We start from the raw sequence: 18,847 nt of genomic DNA on the forward strand, positions 1-18,847 counted from the left end.
AGGAATTCTTCGTAATGAAACTCAGATTGGTTATCGGCTTTTTATTGGCTGCCATTTTTAGCTTAAGTGTGTTCGCAGCTACCAAGGAAGATGGTTCACATATTCAGCCTGATAATTATTACCCTCGAGTAAAAATAGAGACAAGTATGGGCGATATCATCGTCGAACTTGATCGCCGAAAAGCACCTATCACAGTAAACAACTTCCTGCGTTACGTTGATAAGCGCAGTTATGAAAATACACTTATCCACCGTGTTGATCCTAACTTTGTCATACAAGGTGGTGGTTACACGCCTGACTATCGTGAAAAGCCCAGTTATGGTGAGATATTTAATGAGTCGGGAAGTGGTCTGAAAAACGACTTACACACTATTTCGATGGCGCGTTTAAACGGCCCACATACAGCATCCCGTCAGTTCTTTTTTAATATGAACGATAACGAAAGCCTAGATCCTGGTAGAAGCTGGGGCTATTCGGTTTTTGGAATGGTTGTCGAGGGTGAAGCTGTGTTAGATGCAATCTCAGAGGTCGAAACGGAATACTCTATTGAATTAAATACCACCAGCGTGCCTGTTGAGCAGATCCTCATCAAGAAAATCACTGTGCTACCGCCGGTAGAGTACTAACCGCGTAAATTCAATCTAAAAAAGCTCTGTGGGCCTTCAGTATCAACACAGAGCTTCCCGCGTTTTTCAAACATCAGTGACGCTAGCACTTGCTGACTCTTAAGATTCTCTGGATGAGTCATGGCTGTGAGATAATCAAACTTTAGCTCGTCTCTGGCCCATGCAATAACTGTATTGCAAGCTTCCTTTGCAATACCTCTTCCTCTTGCTTCTGGCAGTAATGCAAACCCGAGGTCAGGGCATGTAAATAAGAAACGATTGATCAGCCCACATAACCCTAAAGGCGTGTTCGAATGTGCGTCTTTCACTGCAAGTAAGCCGTAGTTCCATTCATCTAAGTGAGCTGTAGAACGCGCTATATATTGGTGAGCATCGGAAATAGAGTGAACACCACGGTTGCCGATAAATCGCAACCATAATGGGTCTTGATTGAGCGTGAGTAGCCAAGGTGCATCATCGGATGTAAGGGCACACAAGGTCAGTCTACGTGTAGAAAAATGCATACGGGCCGCACCTTACTCATTAACGATTAGTCAGTGAGTATGATGGCGGCCCGCAGTAATTAAAAGCCTTATTTTCTAAAACTTTAGAAGCTAGCTCTTACTCCAACAGTCAGGTTTCTACCTGGCAGTGGCGCTTGGTCTTTCAAGAATGAAGTGTGAACCCTAGCCTCTTCATCGGTTAGGTTGTTACCACGTGCGAAGAACACCCAATCAACATTCTGTGTAGTCATACGATACTCCACATTGGCGTCAATTAAGGTGTAACCCTCAGTGCCCGTTTCAAACGATGCCACATTAGTCTGATCGTCATACCAAGTCACACCAAGATCCGCACTTAACGCAGCGCCTTCATAGCTCAGGTTACCGCCAAAACGCAAAGGCGGTGTGCGCGGCAAGCTCTCGCTCTCAACTTCAGCACGAATAAAATCGGTGAACAAGGTTAAACGTAGCTCTTGAGAGAAGTCATAATATCCCTCGGCTTCCATCCCCCAAATATCTGCATCCGCTTGTTGGAAGTAGTAAACGGGTAAACCTTCTTCGTCGTGGCCGTCCTCGTCATGACCATGCTCATCTTCATCGTGATGTTCATCTTCGTGATGCTCTTCTTCATGTTCATCACCGTGTTCTTCATGAGCTTCGGCCAATGCAATTAGACCAGTATTAGACTGGAACACATAATCATCGGCTTGGTTATAAAAGAAAGACACACTATAACCCCAATCACCGGTGAATTTACGGAAAGTAACGTCTAGGTTAGTACTGACCTCTTTTTCCACACGATTGAGTTCATCGTGAATTTCACCGTCTTCATCAAGATCGAATACAAGGCCAATTTCATAACTTTGCGTAGCCAAATGCTGACCCGCTGAAAAGAGCTCTTGTTGGCTGGGCGCACGCTCACTGCGGGATAGTGTTACTGCCACAGATTGGCCTTCAGCATACTCCCAATTCAAGCCCGCTGAGAGTGATGCACTAGAGAAATCATACGTATCAAAGCTGAACTCATGGGCTTCATGCTCGTCGTGATCTTCGTCTTCATCGTGATCATCATGGTCGTCATCGTGATGATCTTCATCTTCATGATCGTCTTCATGCTCATCATGATCATCGTCGTGGTCTTCGTCATGCTCGTCATGATGCTCAAGGGCTAGCTCAATTTCCATGTCTTCTGCATCAAAGTCTGTGAATTCAATACGACCACCGAGTTCAAAGGTCACATCACCCACTTTCTTTTGCTCAATCAGGAACAATGCCATGCTGTCCATGGTATTCGCTGGAGTAAAGGCCTCTTCGCCTTCTGCCACATAATCGCTGTATTGGGTTTGTAGCCCAAATACACCGTGCCAACCATTGATCTCTTCATGATAGAAGCTCAAGCGAATTTCATTCGATTCATTTGAGAACAAAGTACCTACTTCGCCCTCTTCTAACTCAACGTGTTCATAGTCTGTGTAAGACGCAGCAAATTTCACATTAGTGATACCGCGTACAGGAGAGTGCCACTCACCCGCAGCTTGATAGCGCGTCATATCAACGTCGAGCATCACGCCTTCTTCGCCATGTTCCTCCTCGCCATGCTCGTCATCATGCTCTTCGTCGCCATGCTCTTCTTCATGCTCGTCGTGATGACCGTGAGAATGTCCAGGAACGCCGTATAAATTGTCCAGTTTCTCTACTGAGAAACCGAAATAGCCTTCCTCTGCAACATACGACAAACCCGCAGTAAAATCTGTGGTTTCCATTGCGCTGCTTTCAAGAATACCGTTAGGCTCATCTTCATCAGGGTCAACTGACGCATAACCGGGGATATCTGCGTTTTCTGTATCTCTTGAGTAACCGTCGATGTGCCATGCAAACTGTCCTGCACCACCTGAGATATCCGCTCTAGCGAATTTACCTTCGTTAACCGAGCTATAGCTAAGTTCAGCTTCACCAGACACTGCGTCAGGAAGGTATTGTGGGATACGTCCATCAACCACATTGACCACACCACCAATGGCGCCGCTTCCGTACTGCAAGGTTGCTGGACCACGAAGGACTTCAACTTGAGTAGCGCTAGCCAATGAACTAGCAACATTGTGGTCCGGACCAACTCGTGAAACGTCAGAGACATCTAAGCCGTTTTGTACAATCTTCACTCGTGGACCATCGTTACCACGAATAATTGGGCTACTAGACACAGGGCCAAAGTAAGTGCTGTGTACACCTGGTGTAGACTTCAACGTTTCACCCAGTGTTGCAGCCTCTACACGACGCAGTGCGTCTGCATTGAGTACAGTAACAGGCGTAACTGACTCCAATACTGAGGTTTCCAACGCAGTTGCGGTAACGACTATGTTTTCTACTGAAGAGGCTTTAAGCGTGAAGTCGACGTTTTGGTCACCCTCGACTTCACCTAAATCGTTGTCGCCGTGAATGTATTGTTCTGAGTAAACGTGTAGATGGATATGGGTTTGTTTAACGCCATCAAAGCGATACATCCCTTGTTCATCAGTCATTGCGACTCGGCGTGTACCTTCGATGTTAACTTGAGCACCAGCAACAGGTTTACCCATTTCATCGGTAACTTTACCCGTAACGGTAGTTGCCCAAGCAGAGTTAGAAAGAATACCTGCTATCGTCAAGCTCAAGAGCGACGGCAATCTCATGTGTGTTTCCTTTGTAAGTATTATTTATAAAATGCGTGATGTTATATCATTGTTGTAATGTGCAATTTTAAAGTCAACTTAAAAAAGATTACTCACTAAGCATTGCGGCAAGCGACATAACTATCGTTAGTAGTATATGTCTAATAGGAAGGCCTATGCGCGATGGACAGTAAAGTTGATGACGTCTTGAATATGCGACGCGCCGGTTTTAATCATGAGCAATCTATCGATTCCTAAGGCAACGCCGGAGCAAGGTGGCAGACCTGATTCAAGTGCGGCAAGAAACGCTTCGTCAATGGGGCGCTCGGGTAGGCCTGATTCACGTCTTTTTTTGTTATCTTCGATAAAGCGCAAGCGCTGCTCGTCTGCGTCACTGAGCTCGTGAAACCCGTTAGCGAGTTCTGCGCCTTGATAATACACCTCAAAACGGTCTGCGGTTTGCGGGTCATCTGTATTTACCTTGGCCAATGCCGCTTGTGAGGCGGGAAAACCAAAATAAAGCACGGTGAGTCATTACCAATTTCTGGCTCTACTACCTGAGAAAACAACAGTTGAAGTTTGCTATCGGTATCGAGCTGTTCCGGCTTATTGATATCAATCCCATGCTCACACATTGCCCTAACGAGAATATCATCGCTGACATCAAGGGGGTCTATGCCAACATACTTCATAAACGCCGCTTGATACGTCAATCTTGTTGAGGTGTTCGTATTCAGGCACGACATTAACAGCGCGTCGACTTCATCCATTAACTGGTGATGGTCAAACCCTGGTCGATACCATTCCAACATAGTGAACTCAGGATTGTGCCATCGCCCTTCGCCTTCATGACGAAACGCTTTACAAATTTGATAAATCGCTCCACTTTGCGCACATAACAATCGTTTCATGGCGTATTCGGGAGAGGTTTGCAAAAACAGTGTTTTGCTCGCACCCGCCTGAGAAAAGTCAAACTTTGTGGAGAATGCATCGATGTATTGGTCAGTTACTGTACCCGATGACAACAAAGGTGTTTCCACTTCAAGTACATTACGTGCTTCAAAAAAAGCGCGGATTGTCTTGAGCATATTTGCTCTCGCCACGCGAGCTTCGTGAGACGTTGATGGCTGCCATTGGGTCATAGAAATATTAAAACGGTGAAATTGAAACAAAAAGAGAGGCTAGGCTGAGCAATGTCGGTCAATTAGCAGGGTTTTCGATGTAAGCGAGGGGAAGTGATGGACTTTTTACGGCCGTCCTCGGCATGGATGCCGAGGCCGAGCCCCATGGAAGGGTCTACTGCGTGCTGTAAAAAGTTTATTGCTTTCCCTCAGTGAGATCGAGACAACCTTTTATCGCTGAAGCTACTTGCATTAAGCCACGCTGAGCCCCTCTTCATAGCTTACACTCAAAATTACTTTTGCGCGCGACCTACGTATTCGCCTGAACGCGTGTCTACACGAATAACTTCGCCGGTTTGAACGAATAATGGTACGCGAACCACAGCACCCGTTGCCAACGTTGCAGGCTTACCACCAGTACCTGCAGTGTCACCTTTAAGGCCTGGGTCAGTTTCAGTAATCTCTATTTCAACAAAGTTTGGTGGCGTTACTGTGATAGGTGAACCGTTCCACAGAGTGATAGTACAAACATCGTTTTCAACTAACCACTTAACATTCTCACCAACCGCCTTTTCGTCAGCCGCGATTTGTTCGAATGTATCATTGTTCATAAAGTGGTAGAATTCGCCGTCGGTATACAGGTAGGCAAGTTCCGTATCCATTACGTCAGCACCTTCAACACTTTCACCAGAGCGGAAGGTTTTTTCTAGTACTTTGCCAGAAATAAGCTTGCGAATTTTAACGCGGTTAAATGCCTGACCTTTACCCGGCTTTACGTATTCGTTTTCTAAAATGTTGCATGGTTCGCCGTCGAGCATGATTTTCAAGCCGCCTTTGAACTCGTTAGTGCTGTAATTAGCCATAATTCCTCTGAATATACATAAGGTACAAAATACTTCGTGTCACAAATAATACCTAAAAAAGCGATTTCTGTAGAGTCTAACTGGCAAAAAGAATTAGCTCAGAGCTTTTCCGATCCTCTCGATTTAGTGAATTATCTGCAACTCGACACTGAATCTTATACTCAACATAGTAAAGCTCGACGACTTTTTCCCATGCGCGTACCACGACACTTCGCCGATTTGATGGAAAAAGGTAACCCGCAGGACCCATTGTTTTTACAGGTGATGCCTTTAAGCGATGAATTTTTAAGCACGCCAGGCTATTCAGAAGATCCACTGGAAGAACACGACACCGCAGGTCGAGGGCTTTTACACAAGTATGAATCGCGAGTATTACTCATGGTTCGCACTGGGTGTGCGGTTAACTGTCGGTATTGTTTTAGGCGGCACTTTCCTTACGGGGACAACTCGGTCAATAAGCAACAATGGCAAGAGACCATTGATTACATTGCTCAGCATCCTGAAATCAACGAAGTGATATTTTCAGGTGGCGACCCACTCATGGCAAAGGATGAGCAGCTCTCGTGGCTTGCAAACCAATTAGCCAACATTGAACATGTTAAGCGGTTGCGTATCCATACCCGTTTGCCCGTGGTGTTACCCCAGCGTGTCGACACCCAGTTTGTACAATGGTTAACCAGGCTACCAATAAAAACCGTAGTTGTACTGCATATTAACCACGCCAATGAGGTAAGTGCAGCACTAAAATCACGTTTGCAAAAGCTTCAGCAGTCGGGTGTGACATTATTGAATCAGGCGGTCTTACTTAAGGGAGTTAACGACAGTGGGGAGGCACTTATTAATCTGAGTGAATCACTGTTTGATGCAGGCATTTTGCCCTACTATTTACACGTACTGGACAAAGTACAGGGCGCATCGCATTTCTACGTGAGCGATGACGAGGCAAGAGTGCTTATGGAAAAAGCGATAAAGCGCCTGCCAGGCTTTTTGGTGCCCCGTCTCGTCAGAGAGATTGGTGGGCAACCCGGCAAAACGCCTATCGACTTACACTTACATCCGTAAACTATGCGTAGGTATCTATGTTGGCCCCTAACGCAGGGTTTGCAGATGACGATTTTGGTACGTCAGCGGCTGACTCCAGCAGCTGAAGCGTCGCTTGTCCCTCTTCTTTTTGCTGATCTTTAGCAAGTTTCAGAGAAGCCAACTCAAGAGACGCACCGGACGTTCCAGAGGTACTAGCACCTTGTAGATCCATACCGATTTCCTTTGTTGCTTGTAGCAAAGTAAAAAAGTGGGCAGAATTGCCCACCTCATTTGGGTATCGACACCCTTAAGAGAAACTTTAACTTTATTTTTAAATAAACTCTGAGGCTTTATGGACGCTATACACCAACAGTTACAAGAAACCCTTCAAATCTTGCACCGAAAGGCGTTAGACGCAGATGGTATCTTAGATAGCTTGCAACAAGCCCAACACGGAAAGTTTACTGCAGTGTTTGCCGCAGATAGTGGCTTTACCACGTCAGCAAAGCGCTTTGGCCCATACATCGAAGAAATCGCCAAAGATTGGCAAGCCATTAAAACATTGCCTGAGGAAGAAGCGAAAACTGCGCTTCCGCCACTAGTAAAGAAAATTGAGTTGGCGCTTAGTACGTTGTCGCAGTTTCAAACGTCACTCAAAAAGTAAGCTATTCGCCGGTTTGATACGCTTTTTGATACAGTGAGAGCGTATCAATACGGCGCTGAATACGCTGAACTTCATCGCGATAACGAGGGCTATCTACCTCACCATACCTTTGCTCAAATTCAGCCTTACCCAAACCTTCAGGTAATCCGGCAATACTTGGTACAATATCGCTGTCTGTGCGTACACGAGCAATAGTATTTTGTACTTCTTGAGCTTTATCGGGGTCAGTGGCTACAAGAGCGAACTCGTTACCAGACATATCCGCCGCTAAATCAACAAAGCTGTATCCCGAACCGCCTTCTCCGCGATCGACTAATTCTTTAAATTCACCAATCGCCCATGAAACATCATCTACCGATAGTAACTGAATGGCAGCTGACAAGATAAAGTGGCGAGCTAAGTCTGCACGATTGTGAACTGTCACTTCAGACCGCGCTTTTAGGGCTTTGTCACTGTTTGGTTGCACGTCACCAATAAAAGCCCCCAGTCTGTGGTGCCCAACGAATACGCCCAAGGCTAAAATCACTGCCTTATTGTGCAGTACGGCTTCTTCGGGTGTTGAGCTCTGCTCACGAGCTCTGGCCATACCTTCTCGCAAGTATTCAATCAGGGGCACAGGGGTAGGTGAAAGGGCAATTTCACGACCAGAAATATAACGCAGGTAGTAAGCGGTTAACTCTTCCAATTGTGTATCGCCATCATCAAAAGGACTAGATACTTGATTCAGTTCAGCGAACAAATCCCCAAGCGGGGCAACATCAACATGTACATTGTTATCAGTCATATTGATACGCTCGATACGACTGATCGCCACCGAGGCGACATTTGACGAGGTTAAGTGATTAACCAGTTTTTCCAACACATAAATGACCACACCACCGGGCAAGGTAACGTCCCCTACACTAACGTGATCAACATACAGGGATTCATCGGGAAGAATCAATGTTGAGACATTGACGTAAAGATTGACATTCTTGGGAGAGAAAGTAACCGCTACCGAGCCCCCCATAGGCGTGACATTAATGTCGCCTTTCACATTAGGTACAGCCCGTTGCAGCATACCCACCAAGCTAGTGAGCTGTGCCTCTGATAAGGTCACCTTGTGACCTTCCTCACGTTCAGCAAAAGCGTGATTCAACTGTGCTAGTAAGGCTTTTACACTATCAGCATCATTAAGCTGACTGGGCGCGTTAGACGTAACCAAAGGTGTTCTATCAACAGCAGCAATCATTAACCCACCCAGTATTATCGCGAGAATAAATACGAGTATTATGGTGAACGAGATAAGTTTTCCGAAAAATCTGAACATAGCTGCGCTGTTACTACTGCCGTACAAAAATAAGCGAGTTTTAGTTTACCCTGAATCAGCGCAAATGCTAAAGCGCAATTGCGGTCACTAGGGGTTTATTGCACGTATTTTCACGTTAAAACTAAGATGACCTAAAGGGTTTCAGCACTGAGCCAGTGCTGTAGTGAATCAAATATGACTGTAGCTTTGGCAAAGTCATGGCGAGCAGAATGCTCGGTGGGAATAGCAACACACTTCAACCCAGCAGAAACAGCAGCTTGCATACCGTGATGGGTATCCTCAATGGCAATACATTCTTGCGATGTTTTGCCCAACAGTGTCATGGCTTTTAAGTAACACTCTGGTGCTGGCTTGCTGTGTTTAACATCTTCTACCGCCACAACCGCTGAAATAAACTCAGAAAAACCGTAGGTTTCAATAGTTTTATGTACCGATGATTTACTACCACCGGTGACGATGGCAAGGGTAAAACCTCTATTGTGGAAGTATTCCACAGTTTCTTTGGCAAAAGGCATCAATGGAAATGCCCCTTTGTCTAGCAGTGCTTTGACTAATACTAGCTTTTCGGCTTCTAGCGCTTGCGGGGTAACATCTAAATCAAAATGCTCAATAACATCGATAGCGTTTTGCGATGTGGGCACGCCAGCCATAACGTCGGTGTAATAGACTTCACTCAACTCAACGTTGTAGCGCGCCAATACCTCAACCCACATTTCATAATGGGCCTTCTCTGAGTTAATCAAAGTGCCGTCGTGATCAAATAATAAGGTATTAACCTCTGGTGTTAATGCTGGCATCACCCGTCCTTGTGTATTGATTGGCTACAGCCCAACTTCCGCCATGTTACCTTTGCTTTCTAGCCAAATTTTGCGATCGCCAGAACGTTTTTTGGCCAGCAACATATCCATGAGTTCCATCATTTCTTCGGCGTCTTCAATGGTTAATTGCACTAAACGGCGGGTGTTTGGATCCATGGTGGTTTCACGCAGCTGCATGGGGTTCATTTCACCCAAGCCTTTGAAGCGTTGCACGTTGACTTTGCCACGTTTTTTCTCGGCCTCAATACGGTCGAGAATACCTTGTTTTTCGCCTTCATCTAGGGCGTAAAACACTTCTTTACCAATGTCGATACGAAACAAAGGTGGCATCGCCACAAATACATGGCCTTGCTCGACTAAAGTTCGGAAGTGACGCACGAATAGCGCACACAAAAGCGTTGCAATGTGTAGTCCGTCAGAGTCAGCGTCGGCAAGAATACAAATTTTGCCGTATCGCAAACCGCTTAAATCGGTTGAATCTGGGTCGATGCCCAAGGCCACTGAAATATCATGGATTTCTTGTGACGCTAATACCTGAGAAGAATCTACTTCCCAGCTATTAAGAATTTTTCCTCGCAGAGGCATGATGGCCTGAAATTCTCGATCTCGCGCTTGTTTCGCAGAGCCACCTGCTGAATCACCTTCCACCAAGAAAAGCTCTGAGTAACTGATATCTTGAGAAGAACAGTCAGTCAGCTTGCCGGGCAACGCAGGGCCTTGGGTGACTTTTTTACGCGCTACTTTCTTAGTTTGACGTAAACGGCGCTGTGCATTACTGATACACATTTCCGCGAGCAATTCGGCAACGTCGGTATGTTGGTTTAGCCACAAACTGAAGGCATCTTTAACAATACCTGACACAAATGCAGACGCTTGGCGTGATGACAATCGCTCTTTAGTTTGCCCCGCAAATTGAGGGTCTTGCATTTTTGTTGAAAGAATATAGGTACAACGGTCCCAAATATCATCTGGAGTGAGCTTTACACCGCGAGGCATTAAGTTTCTGAACTCACAAAACTCACGCATTGATTCGAGCAAGCCCTGACGCAAGCCGTTGACATGTGTTCCCCCTTGCGCTGTGGGTATCAAGTTTACATAACTTTCGGTGACTAAATCACCGCCTTCGGGCAGCCACATAACCGCCCAGTCGGCCGCTTCTGTGCTGGCACTGAAACTACCTACGAATGGCGTGTCTGACGGGATGGTCTCAAACTCTTTAACCGACTGATACAAGTAATCACGAAGTCCGTCTTCAAAGTACCACTCTTGGCTCTCTTTAGTAATTTTGTTGTCGAAGCGAATACGCAGCCCTGGACACAAAACCGCTTTTGCGCGCAGATTATGCATGAGTCGGCTTACTGAGAATTTCGCTGAATCAAAGTACTGTGGGTCGGGCCAAAAGTGCACACGGGTACCTGTGTTTCGCTTACCACAGGTATCAATTACCTCTAGGTCTTCCACTTTGTCGCCGTTGGCAAACGCAATTTGAAACACTTGACTGTCTCGACGAATGGTCACTTCTACACGAGTAGATAATGCGTTTACCACAGAAATACCCACACCGTGTAAACCACCAGAAAACGCGTAGTTTTTATTTGAAAACTTACCACCGGCATGAAGCTTACTCAGAATCAGCTCCACCCCTGACATGTTCTCTTCAGGGTGAATATCCACCGGCATACCACGTCCGTCGTCAATGACCTCTAAAGATTGGTCTTCGTGCAATACCACTTTGATATTGGAAGCATGCCCTGCCAACGCTTCATCCACACTGTTATCGATAACTTCCTGACCCAAGTGATTAGGGCGAACAGTATCTGTGTACATGCCTGGGCGGCGCTTAACAGGCTCTAGACCATTTAAGACTTCAATTGCATCAGAGTTGTATTGATTTGACATAGTTATGATTATTATTTTGACCGGTGAACCAAGGGCAAAGCGACATGGGCTTAACCTGTATGAGTAAACGATGTTAGCAGGGCTTTTGCACAGGGGCAATCGCTTCGCCTTGACTGTTTTTTAACTCAAGAAGGCAGCAATTTCTTCAAGGTGGTTATGATAGTCAACAAACCTATGGTCACCACCCTGCTCTATCACAAGATGGCTTTGGGCGTATTTTTGTTCTGCCTGACGATAATCCAGTGTTTCATCCCCTGTTTGCAATAACACTTTATAGACAGAGGGCGTTTTCAACTGCGGTGTATCTAGTGCTTTGATGATGTCCATATCGTCATGTGTGAGCGAAAATGCTTTTCCGCTGTATGGGTTAACGTGATCGCCAATGTAGCCTTGCAGCAGCTCATAAGGACGCACTGCCGGATTCACCAGCACCGCTTTGCCGCCATACTGTTCTACCAACCATGTAGAAAGGTATCCACCCATTGAGCTACCAATGGCTCGCAGACCCGGCAGTTCTAGAGAGTTATTTAGCAAAGCCGAATGCGCTTCTATATAGCCAGTAAGCTGAGATGCTACTTCACTCGGGTGATTGGAAATCTCTGGAGTATGAAGTGTTACCTCAGGGAAGTGTTGTTCAAAATAGGCTTTGGTTTCGGTGGCTTTTTCAGATTGGGGCGAGCTCATAAACCCATGAAGGTAAAGCACGTGAATCATTGTGTTCTCCTAACCTCACAGTCGAATGTTCCATTATTGTGTAGCGTAATGATTTGATAACCGGCGCCCTCTTCAGTCACGCCAAACTCTTGAGTCATGGCCCATTGCCATGCTGTAGAAGGTGCACCGGCTATCAGAACGCCATCGTTTGTTGTACGTCGCAGGGGGTGATGAATGTGACCATGCAGTAAACCGTTAATCGCGGGCTGCTGTGCTAACCACGCCAATAACATATTGCTTCCCTTGAGTTCATGCTTGTCCATCCAACTATCAGAAGCAATGGGGTGATGATGTAAGGCTAACAAGTGATGCTTTGCGGGTTGAGAGTTAACGCGCTTTTCGACCAAGGTAAGCTCATCGGTTTTCACCTCACCCTTCGCGCCTTTTATCCCTACAATTCTTGTATCGAGCCCATGTATTACCCAATCACAAGTTTCAATCGGTTCATTTGGCTGCAAGTGCCAGCGCCCAAGTAGTGCTTGATAGTGGGGATTATTATCATGATTCCCAGGAATAACACGCAGGGTATGGTGCGTCAGAAGGGGTTCGACGAGTGCACAAAAATGCATGTAGCTTTGCTCAGAATCATCACCACTAATATCACCGGTTACGAGTATCAGACTTTCTGGTTCAATGTCGGCACTATTTACAAGCGTATGAACGATGTTTTTTAACGTTTGATAGGGATTGATGCCTTTATAACCAGTCTTTGTTTTGTCGGCAAAAAGGTGACAGTCACTCAGCTGAATAATTTTAGTAAAAGTGTGAGCAGCGGGCATTAGGCTTCAGAGGTGGCCTTAGGTGTAAGTTTGATACAAAAATCTAACCACTCAGCTAGAAAGACATTCACCATCTGTTTTTCGTTTCGTTGACGCATTTTACTGTTGGGGTAGCTGTACGAGGGTTTTAAACGCCCCGTATTTTGACTGTTGATGACTTCAGCCATTTTCGCATCATGGTAAAGCCTAACTGTCATCGAGGGTTTGAGAAAACTAGGCACGCCTGCAGACGTTTGTGCAATAGACAGGGTGCTGGTGTAACGGGCAGATTCAAGGATACGAATGCAATACGACAGTTTGTCCCCTACAGAAAAAGTATAGGTGAGGTCTTCCGAATCACAGTCAGGCAACATACGCATGACATGATTGTAGTTCAGCTCACACAGTGCCTGCATTGTAGGTAAATGGGGTACATACTTTTTTTGATATTGTGTCACGTTTCTTGCCACTGCTTAAGAAGCGTCTGTTTGTGCATAAAGAACCATTGTAGCGCAATAACGGCTGCTGCGTTGTCTATTCTGCCAGACTCTAACCAATCGTACGCTGTACTTTCACTGACTCTGTGCACGAGAATATCTTCGGACTCATATTCAAGCCCATGAATTCCCGCCGCTTTCGTTGAATCTGTACACGCCATAAAAATATGCAGACGTTCTGTAGTACCGCCAGGGCTCGATAAATAACTTAACGCTTTTGTTAAATGCTCAAGTTCTATGCCCGCTTCTTCCATAGCCTCACGATGACAAACAGATTCCTGCGTTTCTCCCTCGTCTATCACGCCAGCAATCACTTCGATAAGCCATGGTGACGAAGAGGTAGGCAGTGCACCAATGCGCACCTGCTCAATCAATACGAATTCTTGTGTAATTGGATCGTAAGGAAGAATCGCAACCGCATGACCGCGCTCGAACATTTCTCGACGAACCACATCACTCCATTCACCGTTAAAACATTTGTGGCGAAACTCGTACGCAAACATCTTAAAAAAACCGTCGTGAAGCGGGGTGATTTTTTCGATTTTCACATCATTTGAGGTAAAAGACGGGTTTTCCTTGTTCATTTGCAACACTTTTGCTGAGAAACCATTATTATGCATGGTACAGATGGAATCAAAACTTGTATATGCAACGTATTAGGGTCGGATGACCTGAGTAATACACGTAAGATACCGAGAATTTGCTAGTTCACTGAATACAAAACGTAGCAATGTCACATATTCTGTTACAGTTAAACATGGACTGTTACGAGTAGAGACTTTCGGTTGGGTATTGAAATTTCATAAACTTAACATACTTACACAGTCTCGAAGACTTAATAAACATAACAGGAAGACGCAAGCATGAAACGAACACTTCTGTCGCTGGTAATGGGTTTATCATTAACATCCGGCGCAATGGCCGATGACCTGCTTCAGGTTTATCAGCAAGCGTTAGCCAATGATCCTTTAGTCAATCAAGCCAAAGCACAGCGAGATGCAGCCTTTGAAGGGATCAGCATTAGCCGAGCAAACTTATTACCTCAGATTTCTGGGTCAATCGGTTACAGCATGGCTACAGTAGAAAGGCTGCAACAGTTCGACATAAACACAGTTGTAACCACAGAGACAGACGTTGATACCATCGACTACGGCTTGAGTTTGAGCATGTCACTTTATGACCATGCTAACTGGGTAGGCTTAGACCGTGCAGAAAAAGCGGCAGAGCAAAGCGATGCGCAACTCGGCGCAAGCATGCAGGACTTAATTGTTCGCACGACTACTGCCTACTTTGACGTTCTACGCGCAAAAGACAATGTAGAATTTGTTAAAGCTGAAAAGCGTGCGATTGAACGTCAGCTCGAACAAACGCGCCAACGCTTTGAAGTGGGTTTAACGGCTATTACCGACGTTCATGAAGCTCAAGCGAATTTCGACAATACAGTCGCCCAAGAAATTCAAGCTGAGAACCAATTAGAATCTGCGCTAGAGGCATTACGTGTTATCACCGGTAAATACCACGACAAATTGTTCACACTGAACACAGATAGCTTTTCCGCAACCATGCCAATGCCAGCGACTGTTGATTCTTGGCTTGATACAGCGAAAGATAAAAATTTGTCTTTGTTGGTTGATCGCCTTGCTATTGACATTGCCAAGGAAGATATAGAGTCTGCACGCGCAGGCCACTACCCTACACTTAGCCTAAGCGGTAACATCGGCCGTTCAAAGGATGACGTCAATGCAGAATTTCTTGCTGACGATGGCAGTGTAGCTTCACTTGCCTACGACACGCCATATTTGAATAGCCAGTCTGTAGCTATCAATGTAAGCGTACCTATCTACCAAGGTAACCGCGTAGTAGCGCAAACTGAGCAAGCTAAGTTCCGTTATGTAGCAGCGAGCCAAGTTGCTGAGCAAACTTACCGTCAAACGGTACAGTCGGTGCGTAGCTCATTTAATAATGTTAAAGCGTCTATCTCGGTTATTCGTGCGTTGGAACAAGCGGTAGTATCCGCTAATAGCGCACTGGAAGCCACAGAAGCAGGTTTTGATGTAGGTACGCGTACTATTGTTGATGTGTTAGACAGCACAAGAAACTTGTTTGATGCACAACGTAACCTTGCTGGCGCACGCTACGACTTTATTCAATCGGTAGTCACGCTGAAGCAAGCAGCTGGTACGTTAACCGTTGATGATGTAGAAGCTATCAACCGTGGACTCGCCTCGGCCATTTAATATTAAGTGGTTCAGATACGACAAAAGCGGCTAATTAGCCGCTTTTGCTTTTTATAATCAGGTGTAAATGATTATTTTATCTCAGAATCTACATCTTCTGGTTTGCGAGACAAGGTAGTTAATAATTCTCGCATTTCTTCGCGAAGATGCTCGGCCTTATCTTTGCTATTATCAAACTCATTGATAGCATCGCTGACTCGCTTCAGTTTGTCTTGCAAACTGTACGAATTGTCGTCCATGGTTCACTCCTCCTACCACTTTAGACTTTAGTATAAACGCCTTTGCGCATAGCTCAACTTTTTTTAGACATTTAATAACAATTCACTGATTTTAGTGTGTATTTAATCCAATTTATGCAGACGATAGACAGCCGAATTTAATGATATGTTATATTGTAACAATCAAAAAAATACATATACTAATCGAACGTAAAATATCCAACGCGATCGGACGCTTAGTATGTCAGCTAACTACTCCCCTCTCCCCGTTACCGTGCTCTCAGGTTTTTTAGGCGCGGGTAAAACCACGGTACTCAACCACATACTCAATAACAGAGACGGCTTAAAGGTGGCGGTTATCGTCAATGATATGAGTGAAATAAATATCGATGCCGCCACGGTTAAAAACGAAATAGGTTTTAATCGCGCTGAAGAGAAGCTCGTTGAAATGAGTAACGGCTGTATTTGCTGTACGTTACGAGAAGACTTGCTTGAAGAAATCAACCGACTGGCGAAGGAAGGCAAATACGACTATCTCGTGATTGAGTCAACCGGTATATCCGAACCACTTCCAGTAGCCGAAACCTTCACATTTACCGACGAGGATGGTCAAAGCCTGTCTGATGTTGCCAACCTAGATACTATGGTAACGGTGGTTGACGCCCTCAACTTTTTGAAAGACTACGACGAAGCCAAAGCACTGAATGACGTTGGAGAAAGCCTGGGTGAAGAGGACGAACGCAGTGTTTCTGAACTGCTTGTAGAGCAAATTGAGTTTGCAGACGTACTGCTGATCAGTAAAACTGATCTAGTATCAGAAAAAGAACTAGAACGTTTACAAAGTATTTTAAAAACTCTCAACACAGACGCACAACAAATCCCGATTAAAAATGGCAATGTGCCGGTTAAACAGGTATTGGCAACCGGTAAATTCAGTTTTGAAAAGGCACAACAATCGCCAGGTTGGCTCAAAGAATTGCGCGGAGAGCACGTGCCAGAAACCGAGGAGTTCGGTATCAGTAGCTTCGTTTATGAAGCCCGTCGCCCCTTCCATCCCGAAAAGTTTTATAACTTCCTTCACAGCAAGGATATTGCGGGCAAGCTCATCCGCTCTAAAGGCTTTTTCTGGCTTGCCACGCGTCCTCAGTTAGCGGGTAGCTGGAGTCAAGCGGGTGGTATGGCACGATATGGTGCTGCTGGGCTGTTTTGGAAAGCAGTTCCTAGAGAGCAATGGCCCGAAGATCCTGAATACCTTGCCGCGATACAAGAACAGTGGGTTGAGCCGTTTGGAGATATGCGCCAAGAGCTAGTGTTTATTGGTCAAGGGCTGGACAAAGATGACATCATTCATCGCTTAGACGCTTGTCTATTGAGTGACGAACAGTTAGTTGCAGGTAAAGATGGCTGGGCCCAGCTCACAGACCCGTTCCCTGCATGGGGGCACTAATATGTTAGCGATTCAATCAATACACTCTCAGTCTTGGAGTCAAGGTGACTCGCCTATGGCGCTGAGTGAAATCATCGCCCCCGACAAAAGTGTTGCCATATGGAAACGCTTAACTAACCCGGTGATACAGAACTACTTCGACACCACGTTTTCGTCATTGGGTATGGGTATTCGCCAAATGTTCGAGTTACCGTCGTTGAAAGAAGCACTTATGCGCTCCCTACCCGATGGAGAAGGCAAGAATGAGGTCGTCGAAGACATATATTTACTCTCTGACGTGCTTACCTGCTTATTTGATTGTGAAGGCGTTGGATTGAGGTTAGTGCCTCTTACAGCGGCCATGTGTCCTAAGTTTCACACCGACCAGATCCCCGTGCGTTTGGTCAATACCTATCTTGGGCAGGGTACTGAGTTTTTGCCGGTGGAGGAGCTGTTGGATGAACCTGTGATTGGCAGTAAATCGTCAAGTAAAGGGGCATATCACCCACACAGTATTCAGCAGCTAGACACCCATGATGTTGGCTTATTAAAAGGTAGTGCGTGGGATAAACATGAGCACATGGCAGCCATACATCGCTCATGTAAAGTAGCCAATGACGAGAAGCGTGTGTTGCTCACCTTAGATCCCATTTAAGCACCCCATGATTCGACACAGGGCGAGGTGGCAGTCATGCTGCCACCACAAAGCCTTAATTTTTACCTGAAGTGCTTTGAGCTTTAATGAGTTGTTTTAACTCTTGAATTTCTGCATGTAAATCTTCGATTGTTGGAATGTTTTGCGCTTCTTGTTTTTCTTGACGCATTTTTTCGTGCTCGTCTTCCATAACATTCACCACAATACCAATGACCATGTTTAAGAATGCAAACGCGGTAAAGAAGATAAATGATAAATAGAATATCCAAGACATAGGATACACTTCCATGGTCTCGTACTGAATATCTGTCCAATCTTCAAAGGTCATTATCCTAAACAAGGTCAGCATTGAAATGGCAATATCTCCCCACAGTTTTGGATTGATGTCTTTGAAAATAAAGCTGCCAATGGCCGCGTAGATGTAAAAAATAATAAACATCAACAACACCACATAGCCAAGTTGAGGTAGTGCTTTTATCAAGGAGTTAATGAGGACCCTAAGCTCTGGGACTACTGACACCATTCTCAACACCCTGAACACTCTCACCAATCTTGCCAGTAGTGCCATTTCACTGTCGTTAATTGGAATAAGACTAATAACAACGACTAGCGTATCGAAGACATTCCACCCTTTTTTGAAAAAGTTTCTCTTGTCATCATCTGCGATAAAACGAACAGAAAGTTCAAATAAGAAAAACAGGGTAATGAAGATGTCTAGAATGTTTGTCACAGGGATAGCACTGTCGGGCAGCGTAAACGTTTTAGCGCCAATCTCAAGTGCTGAAATGATGATCACTGCAACAACGGTTAACTCAAAGACTTTATTGTTCTTCAGGTTGTTTAGGTTCGTTTTGATATTCTCGTACATAGGAAGCCAGTAAGTTAAATG

Annotated in this window: 19 protein-coding genes and 1 pseudogene; 6 read left to right on the forward strand and 14 right to left on the reverse strand. The window is 45.3% G+C overall.

The annotated features are described in order from the left end of the window. The first annotated feature begins 14 nt into the window (after nucleotides 1-14). A complete protein-coding gene (locus tag EYS00_RS13895; RefSeq protein ID WP_130637620.1) occupies nucleotides 15-626 on the forward strand; it encodes a peptidylprolyl isomerase in 612 nt (203 codons plus the stop codon). Here the strand turns inward: EYS00_RS13895 and EYS00_RS13900 are convergent. The 4 genes and pseudogenes from EYS00_RS13900 to efp all read right to left on the reverse strand — a co-directional run bounded on the left by EYS00_RS13900 (nucleotide 623) and on the right by efp (nucleotide 5,740). Then, entirely contained in the window at nucleotides 623-1,129 is a 507-nt protein-coding gene (locus EYS00_RS13900) for a GNAT family N-acetyltransferase (protein ID WP_130637622.1), read from the reverse strand. The genes EYS00_RS13895 and EYS00_RS13900 overlap by 4 nt on opposite strands. Before the next feature lie 83 nt (nucleotides 1,130-1,212). Further along, the gene (locus EYS00_RS13905; protein WP_130637624.1) at nucleotides 1,213-3,777 is read right to left on the reverse strand and encodes a TonB-dependent receptor; all 2,565 of its coding nucleotides are present in this window, start codon (nucleotides 3,775-3,777) and stop codon (nucleotides 1,213-1,215) included. A gap of 153 nt (nucleotides 3,778-3,930) precedes the next feature. After that, a pseudogene (gene epmA, locus EYS00_RS13910) lies at nucleotides 3,931-4,898 on the reverse strand (elongation factor P--(R)-beta-lysine ligase). A 272-nt stretch (nucleotides 4,899-5,170) separates the two neighbouring features. Further along, nucleotides 5,171-5,740 (reverse strand): elongation factor P, encoded by a 570-nt coding sequence (efp, locus tag EYS00_RS13915; RefSeq protein WP_130637626.1) that lies wholly within the window; start codon nucleotides 5,738-5,740, stop codon nucleotides 5,171-5,173. A gap of 36 nt (nucleotides 5,741-5,776) precedes the next feature. Here efp and epmB point away from each other — a divergent pair, with 36 nt between their 5' ends. Further along, entirely contained in the window at nucleotides 5,777-6,802 is a 1,026-nt protein-coding gene (gene epmB, locus EYS00_RS13920) for an EF-P beta-lysylation protein EpmB (RefSeq protein WP_130637628.1), read from the forward strand. Between the two features lies 1 nt (nucleotide 6,803). On the opposite strand, the gene EYS00_RS13925 is transcribed toward epmB, so the two are convergent. Further along, on the reverse strand, nucleotides 6,804-6,995 hold the full coding sequence (locus EYS00_RS13925; RefSeq protein ID WP_130637630.1) for a putative motility protein: 192 nt from the start codon (nucleotides 6,993-6,995) through the stop codon (nucleotides 6,804-6,806). Between the two features lie 120 nt (nucleotides 6,996-7,115). On the opposite strand from EYS00_RS13925, the gene EYS00_RS13930 reads away from it, so the two are divergent. After that, a complete protein-coding gene (locus EYS00_RS13930; RefSeq protein WP_130637632.1) occupies nucleotides 7,116-7,427 on the forward strand; it encodes a hypothetical protein in 312 nt (103 codons plus the stop codon). A gap of 1 nt (nucleotide 7,428) precedes the next feature. Here the strand turns inward: EYS00_RS13930 and EYS00_RS13935 are convergent, their stop codons facing one another. The 7 genes from EYS00_RS13935 to nudF all read right to left on the reverse strand — a co-directional run bounded on the left by EYS00_RS13935 (nucleotide 7,429) and on the right by nudF (nucleotide 14,006). Then, nucleotides 7,429-8,736: a hypothetical protein gene (locus EYS00_RS13935; protein ID WP_130637634.1), complete on the reverse strand. Its 1,308-nt coding sequence runs from the start codon at nucleotides 8,734-8,736 to the stop codon at nucleotides 7,429-7,431. Nucleotides 8,737-8,867: 131 nt separating this feature from the next. Beyond that, a complete protein-coding gene (locus tag EYS00_RS13940) occupies nucleotides 8,868-9,533 on the reverse strand; it encodes an HAD family phosphatase (protein WP_130637636.1) in 666 nt (221 codons plus the stop codon). 24 nt (nucleotides 9,534-9,557) lie between these two features. After that, entirely contained in the window at nucleotides 9,558-11,453 is a 1,896-nt protein-coding gene (gene parE / locus EYS00_RS13945) for a DNA topoisomerase IV subunit B (protein WP_130637638.1), read from the reverse strand. 120 nt (nucleotides 11,454-11,573) lie between these two features. Next, complete coding sequence (locus tag EYS00_RS13950) at nucleotides 11,574-12,167, reverse strand: YqiA/YcfP family alpha/beta fold hydrolase (RefSeq protein ID WP_130637640.1); 594 nt, start codon at nucleotides 12,165-12,167, stop codon at nucleotides 11,574-11,576. Further along, the gene (locus EYS00_RS13955; protein ID WP_130637642.1) at nucleotides 12,164-12,946 is read right to left on the reverse strand and encodes a metallophosphoesterase; all 783 of its coding nucleotides are present in this window, start codon (nucleotides 12,944-12,946) and stop codon (nucleotides 12,164-12,166) included. The genes EYS00_RS13950 and EYS00_RS13955 overlap by 4 nt, the downstream gene beginning before the upstream one ends. Beyond that, the gene (locus EYS00_RS13960) at nucleotides 12,946-13,341 is read right to left on the reverse strand and encodes a DUF1249 domain-containing protein (protein WP_130637761.1); all 396 of its coding nucleotides are present in this window, start codon (nucleotides 13,339-13,341) and stop codon (nucleotides 12,946-12,948) included. Before EYS00_RS13960 ends, EYS00_RS13955 begins: the two co-directional genes overlap by 1 nt. Nucleotides 13,342-13,379: 38 nt before the next feature. Further along, nucleotides 13,380-14,006, reverse strand: coding sequence for an ADP-ribose diphosphatase (gene nudF, locus EYS00_RS13965; RefSeq protein WP_130637644.1), 627 nt, complete (start codon nucleotides 14,004-14,006; stop codon nucleotides 13,380-13,382). A 279-nt stretch (nucleotides 14,007-14,285) separates the two neighbouring features. Between nudF and tolC the strand changes: the two genes are divergently transcribed. Continuing rightward, nucleotides 14,286-15,659 carry an outer membrane channel protein TolC gene (gene tolC / locus EYS00_RS13970; protein ID WP_130637646.1) on the forward strand — a complete coding sequence of 458 codons (1,374 nt, stop codon included), beginning with the start codon at nucleotides 14,286-14,288 and terminating at the stop codon, nucleotides 15,657-15,659. A gap of 71 nt (nucleotides 15,660-15,730) precedes the next feature. Here the strand turns inward: tolC and EYS00_RS20545 are convergent, their stop codons facing one another. Next, nucleotides 15,731-15,898 carry a hypothetical protein gene (locus EYS00_RS20545; protein ID WP_165399385.1) on the reverse strand — a complete coding sequence of 56 codons (168 nt, stop codon included), beginning with the start codon at nucleotides 15,896-15,898 and terminating at the stop codon, nucleotides 15,731-15,733. A 220-nt stretch (nucleotides 15,899-16,118) separates the two neighbouring features. Between EYS00_RS20545 and zigA the strand changes: the two genes are divergently transcribed. Continuing rightward, a complete protein-coding gene (gene zigA, locus EYS00_RS13975; RefSeq protein ID WP_130637648.1) occupies nucleotides 16,119-17,324 on the forward strand; it encodes a zinc metallochaperone GTPase ZigA in 1,206 nt (401 codons plus the stop codon). Between the two features lies 1 nt (nucleotide 17,325). Beyond that, the gene (locus EYS00_RS13980; RefSeq protein ID WP_165399386.1) at nucleotides 17,326-17,958 is read left to right on the forward strand and encodes a DUF1826 domain-containing protein; all 633 of its coding nucleotides are present in this window, start codon (nucleotides 17,326-17,328) and stop codon (nucleotides 17,956-17,958) included. A 55-nt stretch (nucleotides 17,959-18,013) separates the two neighbouring features. On the opposite strand, the gene EYS00_RS13985 is transcribed toward EYS00_RS13980, so the two are convergent. After that, complete coding sequence (locus tag EYS00_RS13985; protein WP_130637652.1) at nucleotides 18,014-18,826, reverse strand: ion transporter; 813 nt, start codon at nucleotides 18,824-18,826, stop codon at nucleotides 18,014-18,016. Between the last annotated feature and the right edge of the window lie 21 nt (nucleotides 18,827-18,847).

This window comes from Alteromonas sp. KUL49 (assembly GCF_006538345.1).
GTDB lineage: Bacteria > Pseudomonadota > Gammaproteobacteria > Enterobacterales > Alteromonadaceae > Alteromonas.